Origin of the sequence: Acinetobacter sp. YH12140 (assembly GCF_013418475.1) — a bacterium.
GTDB lineage: Bacteria > Pseudomonadota > Gammaproteobacteria > Pseudomonadales > Moraxellaceae > Acinetobacter > Acinetobacter amyesii.
In genome coordinates, this window is sequence record NZ_VPBZ01000002.1 from 244,418 (window position 1) to 265,515 (window position 21,098).

Here is a 21,098-nt window from a genome sequence, read left to right on the forward strand (position 1 = left end):
GGGTTAGGGTGAGGTGAATGCAATACGATATTGATGTTATGCTGCAAACAATGGACTAAAACCTTTCTTACGCAGCAGTTTGCGGTACATACTCGAACTACGGTCAGCTGGGAAATGTGCTTCAATGCTTAAATCCAAAGGCAAATATTCAGGCTTTTGCGATTCCGACACGAGACGGTCTTCCTCAAATATTTTCAGGTTAAAGTCGTAAGCATCTTCTACAGGCAGGTCTTTGTCATAGTTACGGCAAATCGGTGCAAATAGACGGGTAGAACGAGCAGTCATCGGTGAAGCCGCATTCATAATCACTTGCTTGCTGTCATTTGGAAAATGAATCGTCAGCGTTGCGGTAAACGGCAGATGAATTTCAAAATGGCGCAGCCATTGGAAACCCTCTTGTCCGCGCTGTTCTAAACCAATCGGGTAGCGCCCAACACTGCTCCAATAGTCTGCATTAAATCCTGTTTCAGTCTCAATGGTTTTGTAGTCTGGGACTTCTACATTTTCAGGGTCACCAAAGGTATCGGGATGTACCCAAGCAAAATGCGCGACATCAATAAAGCCTTCAAGCTGCCGGCCTGCAAAACATTGAAAATCGACCGTTGGGCACACCAATTGCTGAAACTCGGCTTCATCCCAATATGGCATTGCAGGGATATTCGGCGCAGTATCTTTAGCGGCAGTAAGTGAGCACCATATCAGTCCATAACGCTCAACAGCAGCATAAGTACGCAAGTTGAAACGAGGTGAAATTTTGTGCTCAGGATGTGCAGGGATGCGGTTGCAATGACCGTGTTCACCAAAGCGTAAGCCATGATAGCGGCAGACTACGCCTTGACCATCATTTTTGCCTAAACTCAGTGGTACGCCACGGTGTGGGCAAGCATCTTTAGCGACAATCAGTTCATCTCCCATTTTATAAATGACGAGCGGCATATCTAAAAGCATGGTGCCATAAGGCTGTTCTGTAATGTCTCGAGCGAGTGCAATGGGATATCAATATTCTGCAAGTAAGTGCCAGTCATGTTCTTCAAAAGTCATATGCACAGGCAAGTTCGGATTAAATCTCGCAATGGCTTTACTGGTCATTTTAGGCTCTGTTTTTATGTAAACTTGCATATTGAGCGAACTAAAAAGGTAATGAAATTTCAATTATTGGAATATGAGGGAATAAAAAATCGAACATGCAAATGTGCAACATTCAGAAAAAGAGTGGAATTTGAAAAAAGAAAATAAGACAAAAGATGACAAGGACATGAATTCTTACGAATATCAAAGTAGAAATAACTAAGACCAATACTTTGATAAATTTCATTACATATTGAAAAATAAAGAATTATATTTAAATCAATGTGCAATCATCAATTATCATAAAAGCGTCATAAAGATGTAACCTAACTGTCATACTCTAAAATCAAAATGCAGATATCGAAAAAGTACAAGACTTTAAAACAAAAGTGGCGTACTCCAATAAATGCATCAATTAAGAGAGATGAGAATGCGCTTAAATCATATCGCACTTGCTATGGTACTCACTACTGGGGCAACAGTCGCTACAACTGCAAATGCAGCTCGTGACACGATCCAAATTGCTGGTTCTTCAACTGTACTGCCTTATGCAAGTATTGTTGCAGAAGAGTTTGGTAATACATTCCCACAATTTAAAGCACCTGTCGTAGGTTCAGGCGGTACTTCAGGTGGTTTGAAACAATTCTGTAATGGTGTAGGCGACAACACAATTGACGTTGCAAACGCATCTCGTAAAATTAAAGATACTGAATTGGCTGCATGTAAAAAAGCCGGCGTTAACCAAATCTTAGAAATTAAAGTTGGATATGACGGTATCGTATTTGCGTCAAATGCGAAAAAAGCGGCATTCAAACTTCGCCCACAGCACGTATTTGCTGCACTCGCTGCTGAACTACCATCAAAAGGTAAATTGGTTCCAAACCCATACACACGTTGGAATCAAATCGACCCAACATTACCAAACGAAGCAATCACTTTAGTTATTCCTGCATCAAACCACGGTACACGTGAAGTGTTCCAAGAAAAAATGGTCGATGCTGGCTGTGAAACTTATGAAGCTTTCGCAAAATTAGATAAAGATGCTCAGAAAAAAGCATGTTCAACTTTCCGTAAAGATGGTCGTGTGATTGAAATTGCAGGCGACTATACAGAAACATTGGCACGTTTAAAAACATCTCCTAATGCGGTTGGTGTATTCGGTCTAGGTTTCTATGACCAAAACCGTGACAAGCTACGTGTGGCAACAGTAAACAACGTTGCACCTTCTGAGAAGACGATTTTAAATGGTTCATACCCAGTATCTCGTCCATTGTTCTTCTACGTAAAAGGCGAGCACTTAAAATCAATTAAAGGCTTAAAAGAGTTCACAGAATTCTTCCTCAGTAAAAAAGTATCAGGTAAAGGTTCTAAGCTAGAAAAAGCAGGCTTAATTTCAATGTCTGATAAAGAGCGCGCTGCAGTTCTTGCAAACTTTAAAGCTGGTAAAGCAGTTAAATAATTGGATTGAAACAGCCAATGGCAGGATTGACCTGCCATTGGCTTTTTGCAAAGAAACAGTTTTTTCAAGAAGGGCTTTTGAAAAAACAGTGGAGATTACATGAATCTGCTACTTATTGGTGTGTTGCTCGCAATTATTGCAATCGCTTATCAAGTTGGACTGACCAAAAGTCGCAAACTTGCAGGTAAAGGGAATAACTCAGCAATGCTGCATTCTCGACCGGGCTATTATGGTGTTTTGGTCGCTTTATGGTGTGGGATTCCCGCTTTTTTAATCTTGATTGTTTGGAACTTGGTTGAACCGAGTATTTTTCAACACGTTATTTTAAATAATGTCCCAGAAAATATTCGTTTAGATTTAGATCCTGCAAGCACAAGCGTAATGGTTGACCGCGTTCAAGCGATTGCTTCTGGTTTTGGAGTAAGTGATACGCCAGCTGCATATGAACTTGCAGCAGCAGAACAGTTAAAGAAAATTGAAAGCATCGGCTCATATGCAAAATTGGCCGTTGTGATTTGTGCGGCATTGATTGGTTTAGTCATGGCTAAACGCCGCATCGCAGAAAAATATCGTGCACGTAACCAAGTCGAAAAAGTTATTAATATCGCATTGGCACTGTGTTCGGGGGTCGCCATCCTGACAACAGTTGGCATTGTGATGTCGATGTTCAGTGAAGCCATGCGTTTCTTTAGTTTTGTCAGTCCACTCGATTTCTTCTTAGGCACTGAATGGAACCCCGGTTTTAGTACGTCAGGGAATGCCGAAGGTAGTTATGGTTTGCTGCCACTTCTTTGGGGCACACTCATGGTCAGTGGTATTGCGCTATTGGTTGCTGTTCCTGTTGGTTTGATGATTGCTATTTACTTGGCTGAATATGCAAAGCCAAGTTTCCGTGCTTGGGCAAAACCTGCCATAGAAGTTCTCGCAGGTATTCCAACCATCGTTTACGGTGTATTTGCCTTAATGATTATTGGACCCTTTGCAAAACAGCTTGGCGCATATATTGGACTCGATATTAATGCAACCAGTGCTCTAACAGCAGGCTTTGTGATGGGGATTATGATTATCCCATTCGTTTCATCATTATCTGATGACATCATTACTCAAGTTCCTCGCGCGCTTCGTGACGGTTCACTCGGTTTGGGTGCAACAAAATCAGAAACGATTCGCCAAGTAGTGATACCTGCAGCTTTGCCGGGCATTATCGGTGCATTCTTATTGGCAGCATCTCGTGCAATTGGTGAAACCATGATTGTGGTACTTGCAGCAGGGAACAGTCCTTTACTACACATTAATCCGCTCGAAGCAGTGTCGACAGTCACCATTACCATCGTAAACCAATTAACAGGTGATACAGACTTTGCGAGTCCTCAAGCATTGGTTGCTTTTGCACTCGGTTTAACACTGTTTGTGATTACCTTAGGGCTGAATATTGTTGCACTGTACATTGTGCGTAAATACCGTGAGCAATACGAATGAGTACGACGAATACATCAAACATGGATCAAAAATTTGATTCATATGCAGCCGCTGAGCTTCGTGAAAAACGTAAGAAAATCATTGAAAACTCTTTGGCGAAAAGACATCGTAAAGAAAAGACCTTCCGTGTCTTGGGCTTTAGTGCAGTAGTGACTGGTTTATTTTTCGTCGTGCTATTGTTTAGTAGTATTTTAGCCAAAGGTTTACCTGCATTTTGGCAAAGCTCAATGACGGTACCTGTATTTTTTGATCCAAACATTGTCAAAGTTGGTGCGAAACCAATTCAAAAAGAAGGTGAATCACCTGCACAGTTCCAAGAGCGTTACATTGCTTGGCAAACTGAAATGGGCATGGTGGATTGGGATGCGCTCATCGTAAATGGGATCATTGCAAAAGATCCAGCGATTGCCTCTCAACGTGATGATCTCAACAGTTTATATACCAGTTCAGAAGCTTATCGCTTACGTGATATGGTTATGGCAGATCCGTCATTGATCGGTCAAAAACAAGATTTTAAAATCCTTGCAGATGCTAATGTCGATGTCTGGTTAGCAGGTAATATTGACCGTAGTTTGCCTGATGAACAGCAACAATTGAGCCCAGAAGTACGCCAACTCGCAGATAAACTCAAAGCTGACGGTGTTATTACTAACTCATTTAATACTGAAATATTTAAGAATCCAGACTCTCGTAGCTCACCTGCAACTTCAGGTTTAGCTGGGGCGTTTATGGGGTCGTTATTTATGATGCTGATCGTGATCATTATTTCGATTCCAATCGGTGTAGCATCCGCAATTTACTTAGAAGAATTTGCACCTAAAAACTGGATTACCGATGTTGTCGAAGTCAATATTAACAATCTAGCAGCGGTTCCTTCGATTGTCTTTGGTTTGCTTGGTGCAGCGATCTTTATTGGTTGGATGCATATGCCGCTTTCGGCTCCTGTGGTTGGTGGTTTAGTCTTAAGTTTGATGACTTTGCCAACGGTCATTATTACCACACGTGCTTCACTAAAAGCTGTTCCTCCATCGATCCGCCAAGCCGCTTTAGGTTTGGGGGCATCACGTTTACAAACTGTATTTCACCACGTCTTGCCACTGGCATTACCAGGTATCTTAACTGGTGCCATTATTGGTGTTGCGCAAGCCCTAGGAGAAACTGCTCCATTATTATTGATTGGTATGAGTGCCTTTGTAGCAAGTGTACCAGCCACTCCTTTAGATCAATCCACTGCATTACCTGTACAAATTTTCCTTTGGCAAGGTAATGAGCTACGTAACTTCTTTGAAGGACGTACCGCAGCAGCAATCATTGTACTTCTTGCTCTCATGATCGGCTTAAACAGTTTAGCCATCTGGTTACGTAAGAAATTTGAAGTACGCTGGTAATTGAGGGCATTATATGAATAGCGTCGTTACAACTGAAAAGAATTCCTTATATCAGGATAAGTCCGTGAATCCAGAACAAACACAATTTACCTCTGCTCAGGGCAGCCAAAAACAAACCAATACTGCGTTTGTGTCACAATTCGATACGCAATCTAGCGCGAAAAAAGATGCGAAATCGAGCAATGTGAAAATCAGTACCAATGATGTGCATGTGTACTATGGCGAATCTGAAGCGATCAAAGGCATTGATCTGAACATTTATGAAAATGAAGTGATTGCCTTTATTGGTCCGTCTGGTTGTGGTAAGTCAACTTTCCTGCGTACGCTCAACCGTATGAATGACACGATTGATACTTGTCGTGTGACAGGACAAGTGCTCATGGATAATCAAGACATCTATGATCCAAATCTTGATGTGGTATTACTGCGTGCTCAAGTTGGCATGGTATTCCAAAAGCCGAACCCATTCCCTAAGTCAATTTTTGACAATGTCGCTTATGGTCCTAAACTGCATGGATTGGCACGTGACAAATACGATATGGAAGAAATTGTTGAAAATAGTCTGCGTAAAGCAGGTCTTTGGGATGAAGTGAAAGATCGTTTAAACCAACCGGGTACGGGACTTTCAGGTGGTCAGCAGCAACGTTTATGTATTGCGCGAACCATAGCTGTCAGTCCTGATGTGATTTTGATGGATGAGCCTTGTTCAGCACTCGATCCGATTGCAACAGCAAAAGTGGAAGAACTCATCACCGAGCTATCCGCGCAATATACTATTGCGATTGTGACGCATTCGATGCAACAAGCAGCGCGTGTATCTGACCGTACCGCATATTTCCATTTGGGTGATTTGATTGAAGTGAATTCCACTGAAAAAGTCTTTACTCAACCGGATCATCAATTGACTGAAGCGTATATTACCGGGCGTTTTGGTTAATCTAATCGGTTTAAAAATAGAGCCGAAAGGCTCTTTTTTTATGGACTTTATGATTAGGTAGAAAAAGCTTAGTAGAAATAAAATACTCAATTTGGCTCAATGAGAATTATTTTCAAAAAATAGATTGAATTTTTGTGATGCAGCCCACATGTTATACGACATAAATATGAATTAAATGAGTTTCAATTTTATGCTATTTCATAATCCCAAGTTGCCTGCGGAAATTCGTGTAAGTCACTTAAATGCACGTATTAATGAACAACGAAAAAAAATTGCGCAAACCACTGCATCTAAACTTGAGCTGCTGCAACTAAGCCAACAATTATCAAAAGAAGCGCGCGCTCGTAAAAAGAATAACCAAAAAATTTATGTGATTGATTTTAATGGTGATACCGCTGCATCGGCGGTGACAAGCCTTCGTGAAGAAATTACCCTAATCTTAGCGACAGCAAAAGCTGGGCGCGACCGCGTAGTTTTACGTTTAGAAAGTCCAGGCGGGATGGTGCATGGCTATGGTCTGGCTGCAGCACAATTGGTACGTTTACGTGATGCTGGATTTAACTTAACCATTTGTGTGGACAAAGTTGCTGCAAGTGGTGGCTATATGATGGCCTGCATTGCAAATGAAATTGTTTCAGCTCCATTTGCAGTTGTGGGATCGATTGGCGTGGTTGCACAAGTGCCAAACTTTAACCGTTTATTGAAAGAAAAACATATTGATTTTGAACTGTATACAGCAGGTCAGTTCAAACGTACCGTCACTATGTTTGGTGAAAATACGGCTGAAGGTAAAGCCAAATTTGAAGAAGAGTTGCAGCAAACGCATAACTTGTTTAAACACTTTGTTGAAAAATACCGTCCTCAGCTTAATGTCGATAAAGTTGCAACAGGTGAGCATTGGTATGGTCAAGATGCCATTGATCTTAATCTAGTCGATAAGCTCCAAACGTCAGATGAATATCTGTTAAGTCTCATGCCACAACATGATGTATATATGATTGAAACCCGCAAAAAGCCAACACTTGGTGAGAAGTTGGGCTTACAAGCAGCACAAATTGCGGATTCCTTGGTTCCTGCAGTCATGTCTAAAGTGATGGAGTCATTGAGCAAAGCCAATTCGAGTCTCGTGCAGTTGCGTGATCCTAAACTCTAAAATCGTTTTTGTTATGATGTCTTTAAAGCTCACTTCGGTGAGCTTTTTTTATTCTAAATGACGCTACTTTGAAAATTGCAGCAAGCGCGGCTAATAAACAGCAATCATTTATAAATACTTTGATAATTTTGATTATCCAAACTTGGCTGAATCTAAAATATTAAAATGGATAGAACCATAGAAACCGCTGTTATTGGCGTAGAATTTAAGGTGAAAAATTAAATAAATATAATTCTGATGAATTTACATCCAGAATGGTTTGTCTGTTCAGCACCAATTTGATAAGGTACTTAACTAATTATTTATTAGATGTTTATTACATAATAACACTGAGGGCGAAATGACAAAAATTGTCGTGATATCAAAGAAAGATCAAACGATTTTAAAAGAAACTCAGGCCACAAAAATACAAATATCTCAACCGTCCGTTATTCAGTTAGAACTCAAGCCAGCCGATATTCAGTCGATCCATAGGGTAGGTAATCAATGTGTGATTACCCTGAAAAATGGTCAAAAAATTGTGATTGATGATTTTTATACAGATGACTTTGGCTCTGATAATTCTTTGCTCGTGCATAGTGGGCCAGAGCAATTTGAATTGGTTGAAATGGATGTCGATGGCAAAACAATTAGCTATCGTTCTGTGAATGAATTTATGCAACCTTTAGCTGCATCGACTCAATTAAATCAGGCGACAACACCAGCTCAAGCTACAGAAGTTGCAAGTGAGGATGATGGTTCACCATCGCTACTTAAGGCGGGATTGGCGATCTTAGGTGCAGAAGCGGTATATCTGCTGGCATTTGACAAAGAAGATGATAAATCCTCTAGCAATGACAAAACAGCGCCAAGTACGCCAACTGGAAGTTTTGATAGTGACGGAAAAGTCGTGTCCGGTAAGGCGGAAGTGGGTGCAACGGTTTATATCGTAGATGCGAAAGGCAATACGATTGGTCAATCTAAAGTAGATGCCGATGGCAACTATAAAATTACTTTAGATGACGCGATTACAGACGGCAATCGCGTAATTTTGTACGCTAAAGACAAGGCGGGAAATAGTTCACAATCGACGATATTGACGGGTAATAAAGATACAATTTCGCCGGACGCGGCAAATGCACAAGTGGATGAAAGCGGTAAGTTTGTCTCTGGTTTTGCCGAAGCGGGTGCAAAAGTTTATGTTTATGCTGCAGATGGCACAACGCTTTTAGGTGGGCCTGTGACTGCGGCAAGTGATGGCAATTTCTCCATTGCATTAAGTAATACTTTACAAGCAGGTGAGACGGCTAAAGTCATTGTAGAAGATAAAGCCGGCAACAAATCTGAAGTGCAGTCAGTTGAGATGGGCAAAGATACGCTTCGACCTGATCAACCTAAGATTGAAGTGAATAAAGCCGGAACTGAACTGGTTGGTACTGCCGAAGCCAATAGCACCATTCAAATATTAGATGCAAATTTACAAGTCATTGCTACCACTACGGTAGATGCCAATGGTCAATTTAAACTGACATTGTCCCCAGCACTGTCGGATAGTAATAAGACAACTATTATTGTGGTTGATGCAGCAGGGAATCAATCGTTACCTTTAAATGTCACTGCTGGAACGGATAATACGGCACCCGTTGCACCAACAGCAATAATCAATACTGATGGTACAGAGGTGTCGGGAAGCGCTGAAATTGGTGCCAAAATTACCATTAAAAACAGTGCAGGAAATACGCTTGGTACCGCAACTGTAGGTGACGATGGTCGCTATACGGTGAAATTAAGCAGCGCAGTAACAGATAATAATGTTGTCCAAGTGACTGCGACAGATGCCGCTGGCAATAGCTCAAAGAGCACGCAAGTGATTGGTACAAAGGACACCATTGCGCCATCCGCGCCGACATTGACGACTGTGTATGATGATCGCGAGACAACAAAGCTCACCATTAAACAGGGGGAGAGCACTCAAGATTCAACCCCAAGTTTTGAAGGCAAAGGTGAGGCAAATGCCACGATCACCATTTATAAAAATGGCGTCGCAGTGGCAACGGTCAAAGCAGATACCAGTGGAAAATGGTTGTATACACCAGAATCTGACTTAGCGGCAGGTAAGTATAGCTATAGTTTTACCCAAACGGATGCGGCTGGAAATACCAGTGCCAAAAGCTCTGCATTTGATTTTACCGTTGAAGCGATGACAGTTGCCAAAGCGAGTTTATTCTTGATGTCAGAAGAACAGGCTTCGGTTGAATTACATGATCAGGCATCACTGTTAACAGATGATAATACTGTGTTTGATGTACTTGCGCAGCACAGTGTTTCGAGCTTTGGCTTAAATGAAACAAGCTCTTTTATTTCTGATGATCAAATCGATTTGAACGGCTTATTGAGCAATCAAGAGCCAAACAATGCTCTTGATGAAATATCAGATGATTCATCTTATTTATATCCGTCTATCAATCCTGTATCGGGTGGGACAGCAGTTTCGAATGCAGCGTTCCAAACAGCATGGGGCACATTAGATCCGTTAGATCAATCCTTAAATGTGCTACCACTCTATTAATTATTAATACATCCATTCATGAATATAGCGATAAAAAAGCACTCGGATGAGTGCTTTTTTATTTAAGATTTTTTCAGATTGAAATATAAAAGGCCGCCAGTGATCATCGCACCAAATGTTGCAAGCAGCATATCTTTATGCGCATCCCAAATATCACCTTGTTGCCCATTGTAATTTTCAGCGTCCTCTGGTGATAAGCCAATGGCAATCAGCCATTCGATCCATTCATAAAATAAACTGGTCGCCATGACGAATTGTACGACCAATAAAAAGAGTGTTCCGGCTTTTAACTGCGGTAGCCAGATTTGAAATATGCGATAAAAGAACGGGTAGAGCAGCAAACCATAGGCAAGATGTACAAGCCGATCATACATATTCCGAGTCCATCCCATGCTTTGGTCAAGGTTGAAACCGAGGAGAGCTTGTGTCCATTCAGAATAAGGCACATAAGAATATAAATAATGGGCACCAATGACATGAATCAGTAAAAAGCCAAGATACAGACAAACTGTTGTGAAAGTTAGCCCTATTTTATAGAGGAAAACGAGCAAAACGATCAGCATAAACGCTGTGCCGATTTGATGGAGGATATACGCTTCCATTTCTAAAGGTTGGATACTGGCGATCACAATGGCAAGCGTTAATAACGCAAAAGCTAAGATGTGCTTAAGTTTTAATTTGAAATCAATCATGAAAAGGCAAAGCTCAAAATTTTTATCGGTGTGCAGTGGTTATAATTCGCGGCAAGTATAGCCATAATGCGATGAAAAGTGTTAGTTAGACGGCGCTAGAATTTGTGCATTATTTTTTCAAATGTCATCAGTTCGCTACTAGGGATAAGTATTTTCAAAAAGATTGTATTAAACTCAGATGTATATCGAAGTTTATGTATTTGGAAGTAACTATGGCCGTTGTTGAGGCATTTATTGCGACTCAAAATTGTTATTTTAACTATGAGTTTGAAGAACTTAATTTAACAGATGATTTTCCAGAAGAGCTCTCTGTGTCTTTGCGCGGCATGATGTTTCGCCATGAGATTCAATATCCCGATGCCACATATTATGTTTATTATTCAGATGTTTTAACAGGCTGTGAATTACAACGGATGAAAGATGATTGGGCAAAATATTGCCCTGCAGAATAAAATTACGTCTAAATTTTCTATCTCCTTGCGGAGCATGCTCCTTATCTCAAAGAGAGAAGAAGTATTATAAATAAAAAACGAGGCATGAAGCCTCGTTTTTTTGATCTATCTAAAATTAGATTTTAGAAATAAGATCTTTAATGTTTGCTGCTTGAGTTGATGCATTACCTGTATATGTTGCAGGTGTCATTTCTGCAAGACGCGCACGGTCAGCAGCAGGAACAGCTTCAAGCTCATTACCATTTACGAAATCAACCATCATATCGCGAGTCATTGCTTGACCACGAGTGAGGGCTTTAAGTTTTTCGTATGGTTTTTCAACTGCATAACGACGCATAACAGTTTGAATTGGTTCAGCAAGAACTTCTTGAGCATGGTCAAGGTCTTCAAGAATACGTTGAGCATTCAATTCAAGTTTGCCAATACCTTTAGAGCAAGCTTCAAATGCGATCAAGCTTTGTGCGAAACCAACGCCCATGTTACGAAGAACAGTAGAGTCAGTTAAGTCACGCTGCCAGCGAGATACAGGAAGTTTTTCACCAAGGTGAGCCAATACCGCATTCGCAATACCCAAGTTACCTTCAGAGTTTTCGAAGTCAATTGGGTTTACTTTATGCGGCATCGTTGAAGAACCAACTTCACCTTCTTTCAAACGTTGTTTGAAGAAACCAAGTGAGATGTAGCCCCAAACGTCACGGTTAAAGTCGATCAAAATGGTGTTGAAACGACGTAGCGCATCAAAAAGTTCCGCCATGTAGTCATGTGGTTCGATTTGAGTGGTGTACGGGTTAAATTTTAAGCCTAAAGATTCAACAAATGCTTGTGAATGAGCAGGCCAGTTAATTTCAGGGTAAGCAGAGTAGTGCGCGTTGTAGTTACCTACTGCACCATTGATTTTACCAAGTAATTCAACTTGTTTGAATTGTTTGATTTGACGTGCAAGGCGGTAAGCCACGTTCGCCATTTCTTTACCCAAAGTTGTTGGGCTTGCAGTTTGACCGTGTGTACGAGACAACATTGGTTGTTCAGCGTGTTGTTCAGCCAAAGCAACGATTGAATCGATGATTTGCTGCATTGCTGCAACTAAAACTTCACGGCCATTTTTAAGCATTAAAGCGTGAGACAAGTTGTTGATGTCTTCTGATGTACATGCAAAGTGAATAAATTCGCCTGCATTTTTAAGCTCATCGATATGTGCGATTTGCTCTTTTAAGAAGTACTCAACGGCTTTTACGTCATGGTTTGTTGTACGTTCAATTTCTTTAATGCGGTTTGCATTGTCTTCAGAGAAATTTGCAACGATTGCGTCAAGTGCAGCATTCGTTTCAGCACTGAATGCTGGAACTTCAGTGATTTCAGGACGGTTTGCAAGCGCTTGTAACCAACGCACTTCAACAGTCACACGAGCATGGATTAAACCAAACTCAGAGAGGAAGGGACGTAGAGCATCACATTTGCTTGCGTAACGTCCATCTAATGGAGAAAGTGCGGTTAAAGCGTTCATAGCGATTCCTTAAATTTTGGAATTAAACGTAAAACAAAAAGCCCGTACTGCATCAGTTAAACCACCTGATACTGTAAACGGGCAAGATCTTGAATATCTTGGAGCAGCTTACGCTTACTTAAAATCATACCCCATGAGCTACCACCGAGCTGACGCCATAAATGTGCCATTTGTAAGCCGGTAAATAAGGTGGCGCGAATGCGATTGGTATGAGAGGTGTCTTTAAATGCTTCGGCATTACCACGAACCATAATACGTGGATTAATTTGGCCAGCAGTTTCAATATAGGTTTGCGCTAAATTGGCAATGATACTTGGATGTAAATAATTATTATCGAAAAAGGAAAGCTGTCTTAGGATTTTTTGTTGGGATTGTTCAATGATTTCGACAAATTTGGGATTGCTGTAGACTTTCTTTTCTAACTGCAATAACGCCATCGCATACGTCATGGGTAGCTTGGTATTGGCAAGTTTAGGAAGTCTAGATTTGGGAGATGTATTGAAGGGTTGAGTAATGCTACTTTCTAAGGTCTTTAAACCCAGTGAAATATCCGCCAAACCACTAAAAAAATCGAGCGTCTGACTAGACTGATTCGACTTGGGACGGATATTTAAACTGGCTTTAATGAGATGTTCAAAATAAAAGTTACCGCTTTCACCAATACTTTGCGTACCCGTCAATGCGGTCATATGGGTTAGCTGCGTCGCTTGAAAAACAGCAGCTAACGCCAATGCACGATTTTGGCGAGTATTCAGAGTCTGAGGCTGTTGAAACGGTAACTCTGTCATCCGAAACAATCCTTATACAATAAAATCCGGTTTAGGCGCATTGGTATGATGAATCACACCGCCACCTAAACAAACTTCACCGGTGTAGAACACCACACTTTGACCCGGTGTAACAGCACGTTGTGGCTCATCGAATTCGACACGCACACCATTTGGCGCTGTAGAGTCTTTAAATAATGTACAGTCTTGGTCAGGCTGACGATAACGAGTTTTCGCTGTGCAGCGGAAACCTGATTCAGGAATCTCTTGTTCACCAGCCACCCAATCAATCGCTTCAGACCATAAAATGGTGCTTTGCATGAGTGGATGTTCATGACCTTGACCAACGACTAGGCGGTTACCCTCAATGTCTTTGTGAAGTACAAACCAAGCGCCTTCTTCAGCACCTTTTAGACCACCAAGACCGATGCCACCACGTTGGCCGAGCGTATAGTACATTAAGCCGTGATGTTCACCAACCTCTTTACCCGTGTCTAAGACGATTTTTCCGGGTTGAGCAGGTAAATATTGCTTTAAGAAGTCATTAAATCGACGTTCGCCAATAAAGCAGATGCCAGTAGAGTCTTTTTTCTTCGCAGTGGCTAAACCAAGTTCTTCAGCGATTTTACGCACTTGTGGTTTTTCAATTTCACCTACAGGGAACAAAGTTTTGTTAATTTCACGACCATGCACTGCATGTAGGAAATAGGTTTGGTCTTTATTGTTGTCTAGGCCACGCAGTAGAGGTGCATACTCTTCACCACGTGAATTTTTTAGCGTTTCACCACGACGGCAATAATGGCCTGTCGCAATAAAGTCAGCACCTAAGTTCACAGCATGGTCAAGAAATGCACGGAATTTAATTTCTTTATTGCAGAGAATATCTGGATTTGGTGTACGACCAGCGGCATATTCTTCTAAAAAATGCTCAAAGACACGGTCCCAATATTCCATCGCAAAGTTTGCGGTATGAAGTTTGATACCAATTTTGTCACAAACAGCTTGAGCATCGGCAAGATCTTCCATTGCCGTACAGTATTCCGTGCCGTCATCTTCTTCCCAGTTTTTCATGAAAAGACCTTCAACTTGATAACCTTGTTGAAGTAAAAGTGCTGCAGATACAGAAGAATCTACACCACCAGACATACCGACGATGACACGTTGTTGCATAGGATTAAGCATCCAAATTTGAAATTAAGGGAGAATTTTGGTGCTCGTAAATGAGCGATAAAGGAAATTTTTGACCTGAAAGAGCATCTTGTACAGCTTTGATGACTAATGGACTGCGCGCACGGGCAGACTCAATGAGTTCATCAAGCGTCATCCATACTGCACCGACAATACCTGTGTCTAACTGTGCATCGGAATGGTACTGAATGTCCTTAGCTAAGAAACAGAAACGGAAATAAGTACGATCAGGGAACATCGGGGGAGTATAAGTATACATGCCTAGAAGGTTCGTGATTTCTACATCGTGACCTGTTTCTTCCATGGTTTCTCGAATGGCTGCTTCAATAATGGTTTCGCCAGCTTCGACATGGCCTGCAGGTTGATTAAATACAGTATGGGTAACACCTTCTGTATGTTCTTCAACAAATAGGAATTTTCCGTCTTTTTCAACGACTGTCGCAACAGTGACGTGAGCAGTCCAAGCGGTCATAGAAAAGCACCATGGGGTAAAAACGCTATTCTACAAAATTTAGGGAGCGGTGGCTATGATGGGAGGTGAATTCTTTGGAGAGAGATATTTTTTAGCGTAGAAATTTATGGAACACTGTTTCATAAATGGGGTTGGAAACAATGAATCATAAAAAGCCCTGAACAGTTGATATAGGCTTTTTTTGTAATATGGATATGACTAATATTAAAAAATAATTAATACATGCACTATTTCAATTGTTACTTTCAATTGCCATTTCATAAGAACCCTGAAATTGGAACTTCATTGTTTCATCTGTAGTCGAGTTAATGAATTTTTCCATTTGTTCTTTATACTCACCATGTCCTGATTTATACATAGCTAATAAATATCCCCATTTAGCATACGGATAAGCTGGATCATCCTTGGGGATAGTATTTAATTCATTCCTTATACCTTCTGCTACTTTACTCTGACAAGATCGCAGGTCATTTTGCGGATACTTCAAAATTTGCATTAGTTCACAGTGCTTAAATAATTTAGCTTGAGTTGGTCTCTCATTGAGTTGTTTCTTATTTAATTCATAAGCCTCTTGATACATTTCTAAAGAGAGATAAATATTCATTTCTATTTTTTCTCGCTCATTTTGAGCTTGGATTTTTTTTACATCTAATAAAATATTTTTTAATTTTTCTTTAGATTTAGGGTTATGAATGTCTATATCATTCATTAATGTTCTGTATTTTTGGATGATAATATCATCTGATAGGGATATTTTTTGTTCTTCTACAACTTCATTTTTCTTTGGAATCTCTTGTGCATTAGAGCATCCAGTTATAGTGAAAACTGTACTAAAAAGAATAGTTAAAATTAGATATTTTTTCATGAAATACGTCTAGCAGCCGAAGTTAATGTGAATGTATGTGTTGTAAATCTTGGATTTGGATAAATTATTCCGCCATCTAATTTGGCTTCATATCCCATTTGCATTTCAACTTTAATTAAAGATGAAATTTTCTTGATTAAACTGACTTTTTACAATTTTTTTATTACAGACTTCATTTTCTATTTTTAAGTTTTTTTCTATTAAATTTAGAACACTTGCATTTCTCTAAATATTTTCATTAGTTGCTACAATAGCAAGTAATGCTAGACCTACCTGAGTTTTCATTTTTTTACATAAAAATCTTATGCAAAATCTATTTTATTTATAATTCCCCGACACCTTCACATAATTCTGCGCTGAATAAGGCAAGAACGTTTTTTCTTTATCTGTTAAAGGTCGAACTTTCTTAACGGGACTACCAACATATAAATAACCACTTTCTAGAACCTTATTAGGTGGAACAAGTGAACCCGCGCCTATCATCACATCATCTTCAACAACTACATCATCCAAAATAATCGTACCTATACCCACCAAAACACGATTACCAATGGTACAACCGTGTAATTTCACATGATGACCAATTGTCACATCTTCACCAATAATCAGTGGAGAACCCTCAGGTTTATCGGCTTTTTTATGACTCACATGCAACATTGAGTGATCTTGCACATTAGAGTTTTTACCAATACGAATATGGTTTACATCACCACGAATCACAGCAAATGGCCAAACAGAGACATTTTCAGCCAATACAACATCGCCAATCACCACTGACATTTCATCGATATAGCAAGAGTCAGCAATACGTGGAACAGTGTCTAAATAAGGGCGAATGTTTTGGCTCATAGGAAAGTCATCTACAGGTTTTTAGGCAGTATAAAATAAAAAAGCACCTAGACCGAAATCTAGATGCTTTCACTTTAGTCTTAATATCGAGTTTTCATCAAACTTAGAATAAGTTGCTAAAGAATTGTTTGATGTGATCAATCATTTTTGCAAAGAAACCAGCTTCTTCAACATTTTGTAGAGCTACAAGTGGTTTTTCAGCAATGACTTTACCATTAAGCGTTGCAACGTATTTACCAACCACTTGACCTTGTTTTAAAGGAGCAGTTAATTTTGGTTGAACAACCAATTGAGTTTTAATGGCGTTCGCTTCGCCTTTAGGCATCGTCACGTTAAAGTTTTCAGCTAGACCTACTTGAACTTCATTGTCTTTACCGTACCAAACTTTTGCTTTTGCAAGTACTTGTTTAGCAGGTTGGACTTTTACAGTTTCAAAGTTTGCATAACCCCAAGCTAAAATTTCACGTGTTTGAGATGCACGTTCGTTCATGCTTGGCGCACCAAAGATCACTGAAATTAAACGTAAAGGACCACGTTTAGCTGAAGTCGTTAAGCAGTAGCCAGCTTCTTCAGTATGACCAGTTTTTAAACCATCTACACTTGGGTCAGTATAAAGCAGGGCATTACGGTTGCCTTGCTTAATGCCATTGAACGTAAATTCTTTTTCAGAGTAGATCGGATAGTATTTTGAACTGTCATGAATGATATGTTGCGCAAGAGTCGCCATATCTTTGGCAGTCGAGAAATGACCTTCAGCTGGCATACCTGTCGCATTGATGAATTGAGTATTCACCATGCCAATACGTTTCGCTTCTTGGTTCATCATGTGGGCAAAGGTGCCTTCATTGCCAGCAATATGTTCTGCCATAGCTTTAGAAGCATCGTTACCCGACTGAATGATAATGCCACGTAACATTTCTAATGCAGTTGCAGTACCGTTGAGCGGAACGTACATACATGACTCAGTGCTGCTGCCGCGACACCAAGCCGACTCATTCATACGTACTTTTTCATTTTCAGTTAGTTCACCGCTTAATAACTTTTGTTCAATGATGTAACTGGTCATCATTTTTGTCATTGAAGCAGGAGCTAATTTTTCGTTTTCATTTTTAGAAGCAAGGATTTGCCCTGTCTCATAGTCCATCAGCACATAAGATTTATTATTTAATTCAGGTGGTGCAGAAAGGACAGTTGCCGCGAATGAAAAACTAGGTGCAAGTAGTAATGCGGCAAGGGCGGTTTTTCGGGTCATTCTGGGTGGTTCCAATAACTTAGGTATAAGCACAAAGAGCCTAGCATTTTAGGACAAAGCTAGGCGGACTGCTATGGGGTGCAAGCGCTTATTTTAAAAGTATTGTAACCAATTGGTATTATTTGCTGTAAGCAGTCAATTCTTTGCAAATCGCACCATTTTTCTTATCGCCAGCTTTCTTCGCATCAGACTGCGCTTCTTTTAAAGCGTCTTTAAAACTTTTTTGTTTGCTGAGTTGCTGTAAAGCATTTACTGGGTTCTTTTCATTCGGCATATATTCTTTGGCTAATTTTGCATAACCCGCTTCAAACTTCGGCTGATCTTTGTCATTCACAAGTTTTGGACAGACTTCAGATAGTACATAGATAGCTGCAAGTTCTTGACTAGTCACTTGAGGTGTAGGGGTGACTTCAATTTTTTCATCTGCGGCATGTGCAGACATGGTAGTGAAAGCAAAAGCAGAAAGGCTAAGGGCACAAAGAGATTTTACAAAAGAGTTTTTCATTTAAATAACCTGTTAAATAACCTAAAAGATATCAAATAGCTAAAATTTATTTGCTTAGCTTAATCGTATTTCTGGTAGAGATCAGTAGAAAATTGTATTGAAGCTGTTTAAAAATCAATACATTGTGAAAGAAAAAAGGATGAGGCTATAAGGCTTCATCCTTTTTTTGGCAGGTTTGATGCAATAAGGACTAACCTATTTAGAGGACGTCCAAAGCTGAATCATCAATTAACCTTCATAACTTAAAACGTCATCACAAACTGATTTTTGCTCAACTTTATCAGTTTCTTTAGCAGCTTGACGCGCTTCTTCAAGAACTGATTTATATTCGCTGTCAGACTGTAATTTTTCTAATGTCATTGATTTATCAGAATAATCAGCAAGATATGTTTTAGTGAGTGCTTGAATGTTGGCATCAAATTTTGCATTTTGACCAATAATCGCAGGGCATACTTCTAACATGACTTGTGCAGATGCAATATCTTCTTTTACGATGGTATTGGCTTCTTCTTGAGTGAAGTCATTGTCTGCGACCACAGTTTGAGTCATGCAAGCTGCTAGAGCAAAGCCTAATAAACCACGAAGTGCTACGGTTTTATTCATTTTGTACACACACATTTATGCTGGATGTTGAAATGTAAATATATATAATTATTCATATATTTCAATAAAATGTTCTTGCGAGTCATTTTTAATTTTTTAGTAATGGAAATTTAGTTGTGAATATATTAATTGCCAATGATGATGGCGTTTTTGCTCCCGGTATCCAAGCTTTAGCACATGCATTGCGTCCTCTCGGTCGTGTGGTGATTGTTGCACCTGAAAGTGAACGCAGCGGTTTTTCAAGTGCACTGACTTTAGATCGACCATTACGACCTGTCGAAATTGCACCAAATATGTGGGCGGTAAATGGCACACCTGCGGACTGTGTGTATTTATCAATGAATGGTCTGTTCGATTTTGAATTTGATTTGGTGGTGAGTGGGATCAATAGCGGCGCAAATCTGGGTGATGATGTGCTGTATTCAGGGACGGTCGGTGCCGCATTTGAAGGTCGTCTAATGAAACAACCTGCGCTAGCCGTGTCTTTGGCTGGGCCGAATGTGCGTAGTTATAACAACCCTGAAGATTATGCCGTAGCTGCACAATGGGTGCATGACTTTATTGCCAATGGCTTACCTGCGCTACCTGCACGACATATTTTTAATATCAATATTCCAGATGTTGCTGAACTTCAAGGCACCAAAGTGACCTATCAAGGAAGACGTTTACAGTCCAAACCGATTACCAGTCATGTAGACCCGCGTGGTCGTCAAGTCTATTGGATTGGATTGGCAGGCGAGGCAGTGGCAGAGCCTAAGAAAGGCTTAACCGATATCGAGTCAGATTTCTTTGCCGTGGCAAATGGTTATGTCAGTGTAACGCCTATACAAATGGATGCTACAAACTATGAGATTTTGAATAACTTACACGCAGAGTTATCTAAAATTTAAGTATTAGTGTTATAACTTTGTGAAAATGGTTATGCCGCAACTTTTTTAGACTGGATTTTTGCTAATCTTAGCCCATTCATAATGACTATATTTGAATTATTAGTGAGGAAGATGATGTCCCTGGTGTCACAATATCGCGTTATTACCGCTCCTGCAGCATTATTTAAGACCCTTGTTTTATCTGCTGCTGTGGTTACAACTTTGGTCATGACTGGCTGTGCGTCAAAACCACAAATTAATAATGCGACCCGTTATGCGACTGCTCCGGATTATTATACAGTTCGTTCGGGAGATACTTTAAGTGGCATTGCAGCTCGCTATGGCTTGAGCTATGTCAGCATCGCAGAAATGAACGATATTGCCCAGCCTTATCGCATCTATGTTGGACAATCCATTCGCCTTAAAAATAGTGGCTCTCGTCGTACGACGTCTACACAAGCCATGACTCAAGCGGCACCAATTCAACGCCAAACGATTGCAATGCCAACACAAACAGCGCCCGTGACTCAAGCTTCAACCACTCCATCGACAGTGACGCGAACTACAGTTCCAACGCCAGTGGTCAGTTCTTCAAGTTTACGTTGGGTGAGTCCAGTATCGCGTCCTACGGTATTACAAGGCTATAACTTAGCATCGAATGTGAAAGGAACACGTTACGCAGGTAATACAGGTGATCCTATTTTTGCAGCAGCTGATGGTCAAGTGGTCTATGCCGCCGATGGTCTTAAAGAGTACGGCAATTTAATTTTGGTGAAGCATATTAATGGCTATATCACTGCATATGCACATAACAGTAAAATGAATGTCAAAAGTGGCGATACTGTGAAAGCAGGGCAGCAAATTGGTGAGATGGGTTCATCGGGTACCAGCCGCACGATGCTTGAGTTCCAAGTGCGTTTAGATGGTAAACCAATCAATCCAACTTCAGTTTTACCAAATAATTAAATATATAATGCAAAAGCAAAATATCCCCGTATAATACAATGAGTTGCTTTTATCGAAAGATGAAGCTTCTCATAAGTTTATG

19 protein-coding genes and 1 pseudogene are annotated in these 21,098 nt (G+C 40.3%); 9 read left to right on the forward strand and 11 right to left on the reverse strand.

Going from position 1 to position 21,098, the window contains the following annotated elements; all coding sequences use genetic code 11:
- Positions 1-36 precede the first annotated feature (36 nt).
- Positions 37-1,089, reverse strand: a pseudogene (locus FTU75_RS02730) (Rieske 2Fe-2S domain-containing protein).
- A gap of 409 nt (positions 1,090-1,498) precedes the next feature.
- On the opposite strand from FTU75_RS02730, the gene FTU75_RS02735 reads away from it, so the two are divergent.
- The 6 genes from FTU75_RS02735 (at position 1,499) to FTU75_RS02760 (ending at position 10,032) form a co-directional block, all read left to right on the forward strand.
- Entirely contained in the window at positions 1,499-2,527 is a 1,029-nt protein-coding gene (locus FTU75_RS02735) for a substrate-binding domain-containing protein (protein ID WP_078190190.1), read from the forward strand.
- A gap of 99 nt (positions 2,528-2,626) precedes the next feature.
- Positions 2,627-4,006, forward strand: a complete 1,380-nt coding sequence (gene pstC / locus FTU75_RS02740) for a phosphate ABC transporter permease subunit PstC (RefSeq protein ID WP_180115062.1) — start codon at positions 2,627-2,629, stop codon at positions 4,004-4,006.
- The gene (pstA, locus tag FTU75_RS02745; RefSeq protein ID WP_180115063.1) at positions 4,003-5,394 is read left to right on the forward strand and encodes a phosphate ABC transporter permease PstA; all 1,392 of its coding nucleotides are present in this window, start codon (positions 4,003-4,005) and stop codon (positions 5,392-5,394) included. Before pstC ends, pstA begins: the two co-directional genes overlap by 4 nt.
- Before the next feature lie 13 nt (positions 5,395-5,407).
- Positions 5,408-6,331, forward strand: coding sequence for a phosphate ABC transporter ATP-binding protein PstB (gene pstB, locus FTU75_RS02750; RefSeq protein WP_218948313.1), 924 nt, complete (start codon positions 5,408-5,410; stop codon positions 6,329-6,331).
- A gap of 190 nt (positions 6,332-6,521) precedes the next feature.
- Positions 6,522-7,484 carry a protease SohB gene (gene sohB / locus FTU75_RS02755; protein WP_078190186.1) on the forward strand — a complete coding sequence of 321 codons (963 nt, stop codon included), beginning with the start codon at positions 6,522-6,524 and terminating at the stop codon, positions 7,482-7,484.
- Positions 7,485-7,824: 340 nt separating this feature from the next.
- A complete protein-coding gene (locus tag FTU75_RS02760; protein WP_180115064.1) occupies positions 7,825-10,032 on the forward strand; it encodes an Ig-like domain-containing protein in 2,208 nt (735 codons plus the stop codon).
- A gap of 62 nt (positions 10,033-10,094) precedes the next feature.
- On the opposite strand, the gene FTU75_RS02765 is transcribed toward FTU75_RS02760, so the two are convergent.
- A complete protein-coding gene (locus FTU75_RS02765; protein WP_180115065.1) occupies positions 10,095-10,724 on the reverse strand; it encodes a DUF2238 domain-containing protein in 630 nt (209 codons plus the stop codon).
- Between the two features lie 212 nt (positions 10,725-10,936).
- Here FTU75_RS02765 and FTU75_RS02770 point away from each other — a divergent pair, with 212 nt between their 5' ends.
- Entirely contained in the window at positions 10,937-11,176 is a 240-nt protein-coding gene (locus tag FTU75_RS02770; protein WP_180023455.1) for a hypothetical protein, read from the forward strand.
- A gap of 115 nt (positions 11,177-11,291) precedes the next feature.
- Here the strand turns inward: FTU75_RS02770 and purB are convergent, their stop codons facing one another.
- The 9 genes from purB to FTU75_RS02815 form a co-directional block, all read right to left on the reverse strand.
- Complete coding sequence (gene purB / locus FTU75_RS02775; RefSeq protein ID WP_180115066.1) at positions 11,292-12,680, reverse strand: adenylosuccinate lyase; 1,389 nt, start codon at positions 12,678-12,680, stop codon at positions 11,292-11,294.
- 56 nt (positions 12,681-12,736) lie between these two features.
- Positions 12,737-13,468 (reverse strand): high frequency lysogenization protein HflD, encoded by a 732-nt coding sequence (gene hflD / locus FTU75_RS02780; RefSeq protein WP_218948314.1) that lies wholly within the window; start codon positions 13,466-13,468, stop codon positions 12,737-12,739.
- Positions 13,469-13,480: 12 nt separating this feature from the next.
- A complete protein-coding gene (gene mnmA, locus FTU75_RS02785; protein WP_180093502.1) occupies positions 13,481-14,617 on the reverse strand; it encodes a tRNA 2-thiouridine(34) synthase MnmA in 1,137 nt (378 codons plus the stop codon).
- 4 nt (positions 14,618-14,621) lie between these two features.
- Complete coding sequence (locus tag FTU75_RS02790) at positions 14,622-15,107, reverse strand: NUDIX hydrolase (RefSeq protein WP_180010414.1); 486 nt, start codon at positions 15,105-15,107, stop codon at positions 14,622-14,624.
- 232 nt (positions 15,108-15,339) lie between these two features.
- The gene (locus FTU75_RS02795; RefSeq protein ID WP_180023459.1) at positions 15,340-15,972 is read right to left on the reverse strand and encodes a hypothetical protein; all 633 of its coding nucleotides are present in this window, start codon (positions 15,970-15,972) and stop codon (positions 15,340-15,342) included.
- Positions 15,973-16,290: 318 nt separating this feature from the next.
- Positions 16,291-16,821 (reverse strand): gamma carbonic anhydrase family protein, encoded by a 531-nt coding sequence (locus FTU75_RS02800; RefSeq protein ID WP_180115068.1) that lies wholly within the window; start codon positions 16,819-16,821, stop codon positions 16,291-16,293.
- A gap of 103 nt (positions 16,822-16,924) precedes the next feature.
- Entirely contained in the window at positions 16,925-18,073 is a 1,149-nt protein-coding gene (gene dacC, locus FTU75_RS02805) for a D-alanyl-D-alanine carboxypeptidase PBP5/6 (RefSeq protein WP_078191838.1), read from the reverse strand.
- Positions 18,074-18,191: 118 nt separating this feature from the next.
- Positions 18,192-18,578 carry an MCR_0457 family protein gene (locus FTU75_RS02810; protein ID WP_111884221.1) on the reverse strand — a complete coding sequence of 129 codons (387 nt, stop codon included), beginning with the start codon at positions 18,576-18,578 and terminating at the stop codon, positions 18,192-18,194.
- Between the two features lie 228 nt (positions 18,579-18,806).
- Positions 18,807-19,181, reverse strand: coding sequence for an MCR_0457 family protein (locus FTU75_RS02815; protein ID WP_180115069.1), 375 nt, complete (start codon positions 19,179-19,181; stop codon positions 18,807-18,809).
- A gap of 116 nt (positions 19,182-19,297) precedes the next feature.
- On the opposite strand from FTU75_RS02815, the gene surE reads away from it, so the two are divergent.
- Both surE and FTU75_RS02825 read left to right on the forward strand, forming a co-directional pair.
- The gene (surE, locus tag FTU75_RS02820; protein WP_111884223.1) at positions 19,298-20,071 is read left to right on the forward strand and encodes a 5'/3'-nucleotidase SurE; all 774 of its coding nucleotides are present in this window, start codon (positions 19,298-19,300) and stop codon (positions 20,069-20,071) included.
- A gap of 114 nt (positions 20,072-20,185) precedes the next feature.
- Complete coding sequence (locus FTU75_RS02825) at positions 20,186-21,016, forward strand: peptidoglycan DD-metalloendopeptidase family protein (protein ID WP_180115166.1); 831 nt, start codon at positions 20,186-20,188, stop codon at positions 21,014-21,016.
- The last annotated feature ends 82 nt before the right edge of the window (positions 21,017-21,098 follow it).

Bases quoted from the DNA above. Each gene is read 5' to 3' on its own strand.
- FTU75_RS02735 (WP_078190190.1), top strand. From the start codon at position 1,499: ATGCGCTTAAATCATATCGCACTTGCTATGGTACTCACTACTGGGGCA.
- pstC (WP_180115062.1), top strand. From the start codon at position 2,627: ATGAATCTGCTACTTATTGGTGTGTTGCTCGCAATTATTGCAATCGCT.
- pstA (WP_180115063.1), top strand. From the start codon at position 4,003: ATGAGTACGACGAATACATCAAACATGGATCAAAAATTTGATTCATAT.
- pstB (WP_218948313.1), top strand. From the start codon at position 5,408: ATGAATAGCGTCGTTACAACTGAAAAGAATTCCTTATATCAGGATAAG.
- sohB (WP_078190186.1), top strand. From the start codon at position 6,522: ATGCTATTTCATAATCCCAAGTTGCCTGCGGAAATTCGTGTAAGTCAC.
- FTU75_RS02760 (WP_180115064.1), top strand. From the start codon at position 7,825: ATGACAAAAATTGTCGTGATATCAAAGAAAGATCAAACGATTTTAAAA.
- FTU75_RS02765 (WP_180115065.1), bottom strand. From the start codon at position 10,724: ATGATTGATTTCAAATTAAAACTTAAGCACATCTTAGCTTTTGCGTTA.
- FTU75_RS02770 (WP_180023455.1), top strand. From the start codon at position 10,937: ATGGCCGTTGTTGAGGCATTTATTGCGACTCAAAATTGTTATTTTAAC.
- purB (WP_180115066.1), bottom strand. From the start codon at position 12,680: ATGAACGCTTTAACCGCACTTTCTCCATTAGATGGACGTTACGCAAGC.
- hflD (WP_218948314.1), bottom strand. From the start codon at position 13,468: ATGACAGAGTTACCGTTTCAACAGCCTCAGACTCTGAATACTCGCCAA.
- mnmA (WP_180093502.1), bottom strand. From the start codon at position 14,617: ATGCAACAACGTGTCATCGTCGGTATGTCTGGTGGTGTAGATTCTTCT.
- FTU75_RS02790 (WP_180010414.1), bottom strand. From the start codon at position 15,107: ATGACCGCTTGGACTGCTCACGTCACTGTTGCGACAGTCGTTGAAAAA.
- FTU75_RS02795 (WP_180023459.1), bottom strand. From the start codon at position 15,972: ATGAAAAAATATCTAATTTTAACTATTCTTTTTAGTACAGTTTTCACT.
- FTU75_RS02800 (WP_180115068.1), bottom strand. From the start codon at position 16,821: ATGAGCCAAAACATTCGCCCTTATTTAGACACTGTTCCACGTATTGCT.
- dacC (WP_078191838.1), bottom strand. From the start codon at position 18,073: ATGACCCGAAAAACCGCCCTTGCCGCATTACTACTTGCACCTAGTTTT.
- FTU75_RS02810 (WP_111884221.1), bottom strand. From the start codon at position 18,578: ATGAAAAACTCTTTTGTAAAATCTCTTTGTGCCCTTAGCCTTTCTGCT.
- FTU75_RS02815 (WP_180115069.1), bottom strand. From the start codon at position 19,181: ATGAATAAAACCGTAGCACTTCGTGGTTTATTAGGCTTTGCTCTAGCA.
- FTU75_RS02825 (WP_180115166.1), top strand. From the start codon at position 20,186: ATGTCCCTGGTGTCACAATATCGCGTTATTACCGCTCCTGCAGCATTA.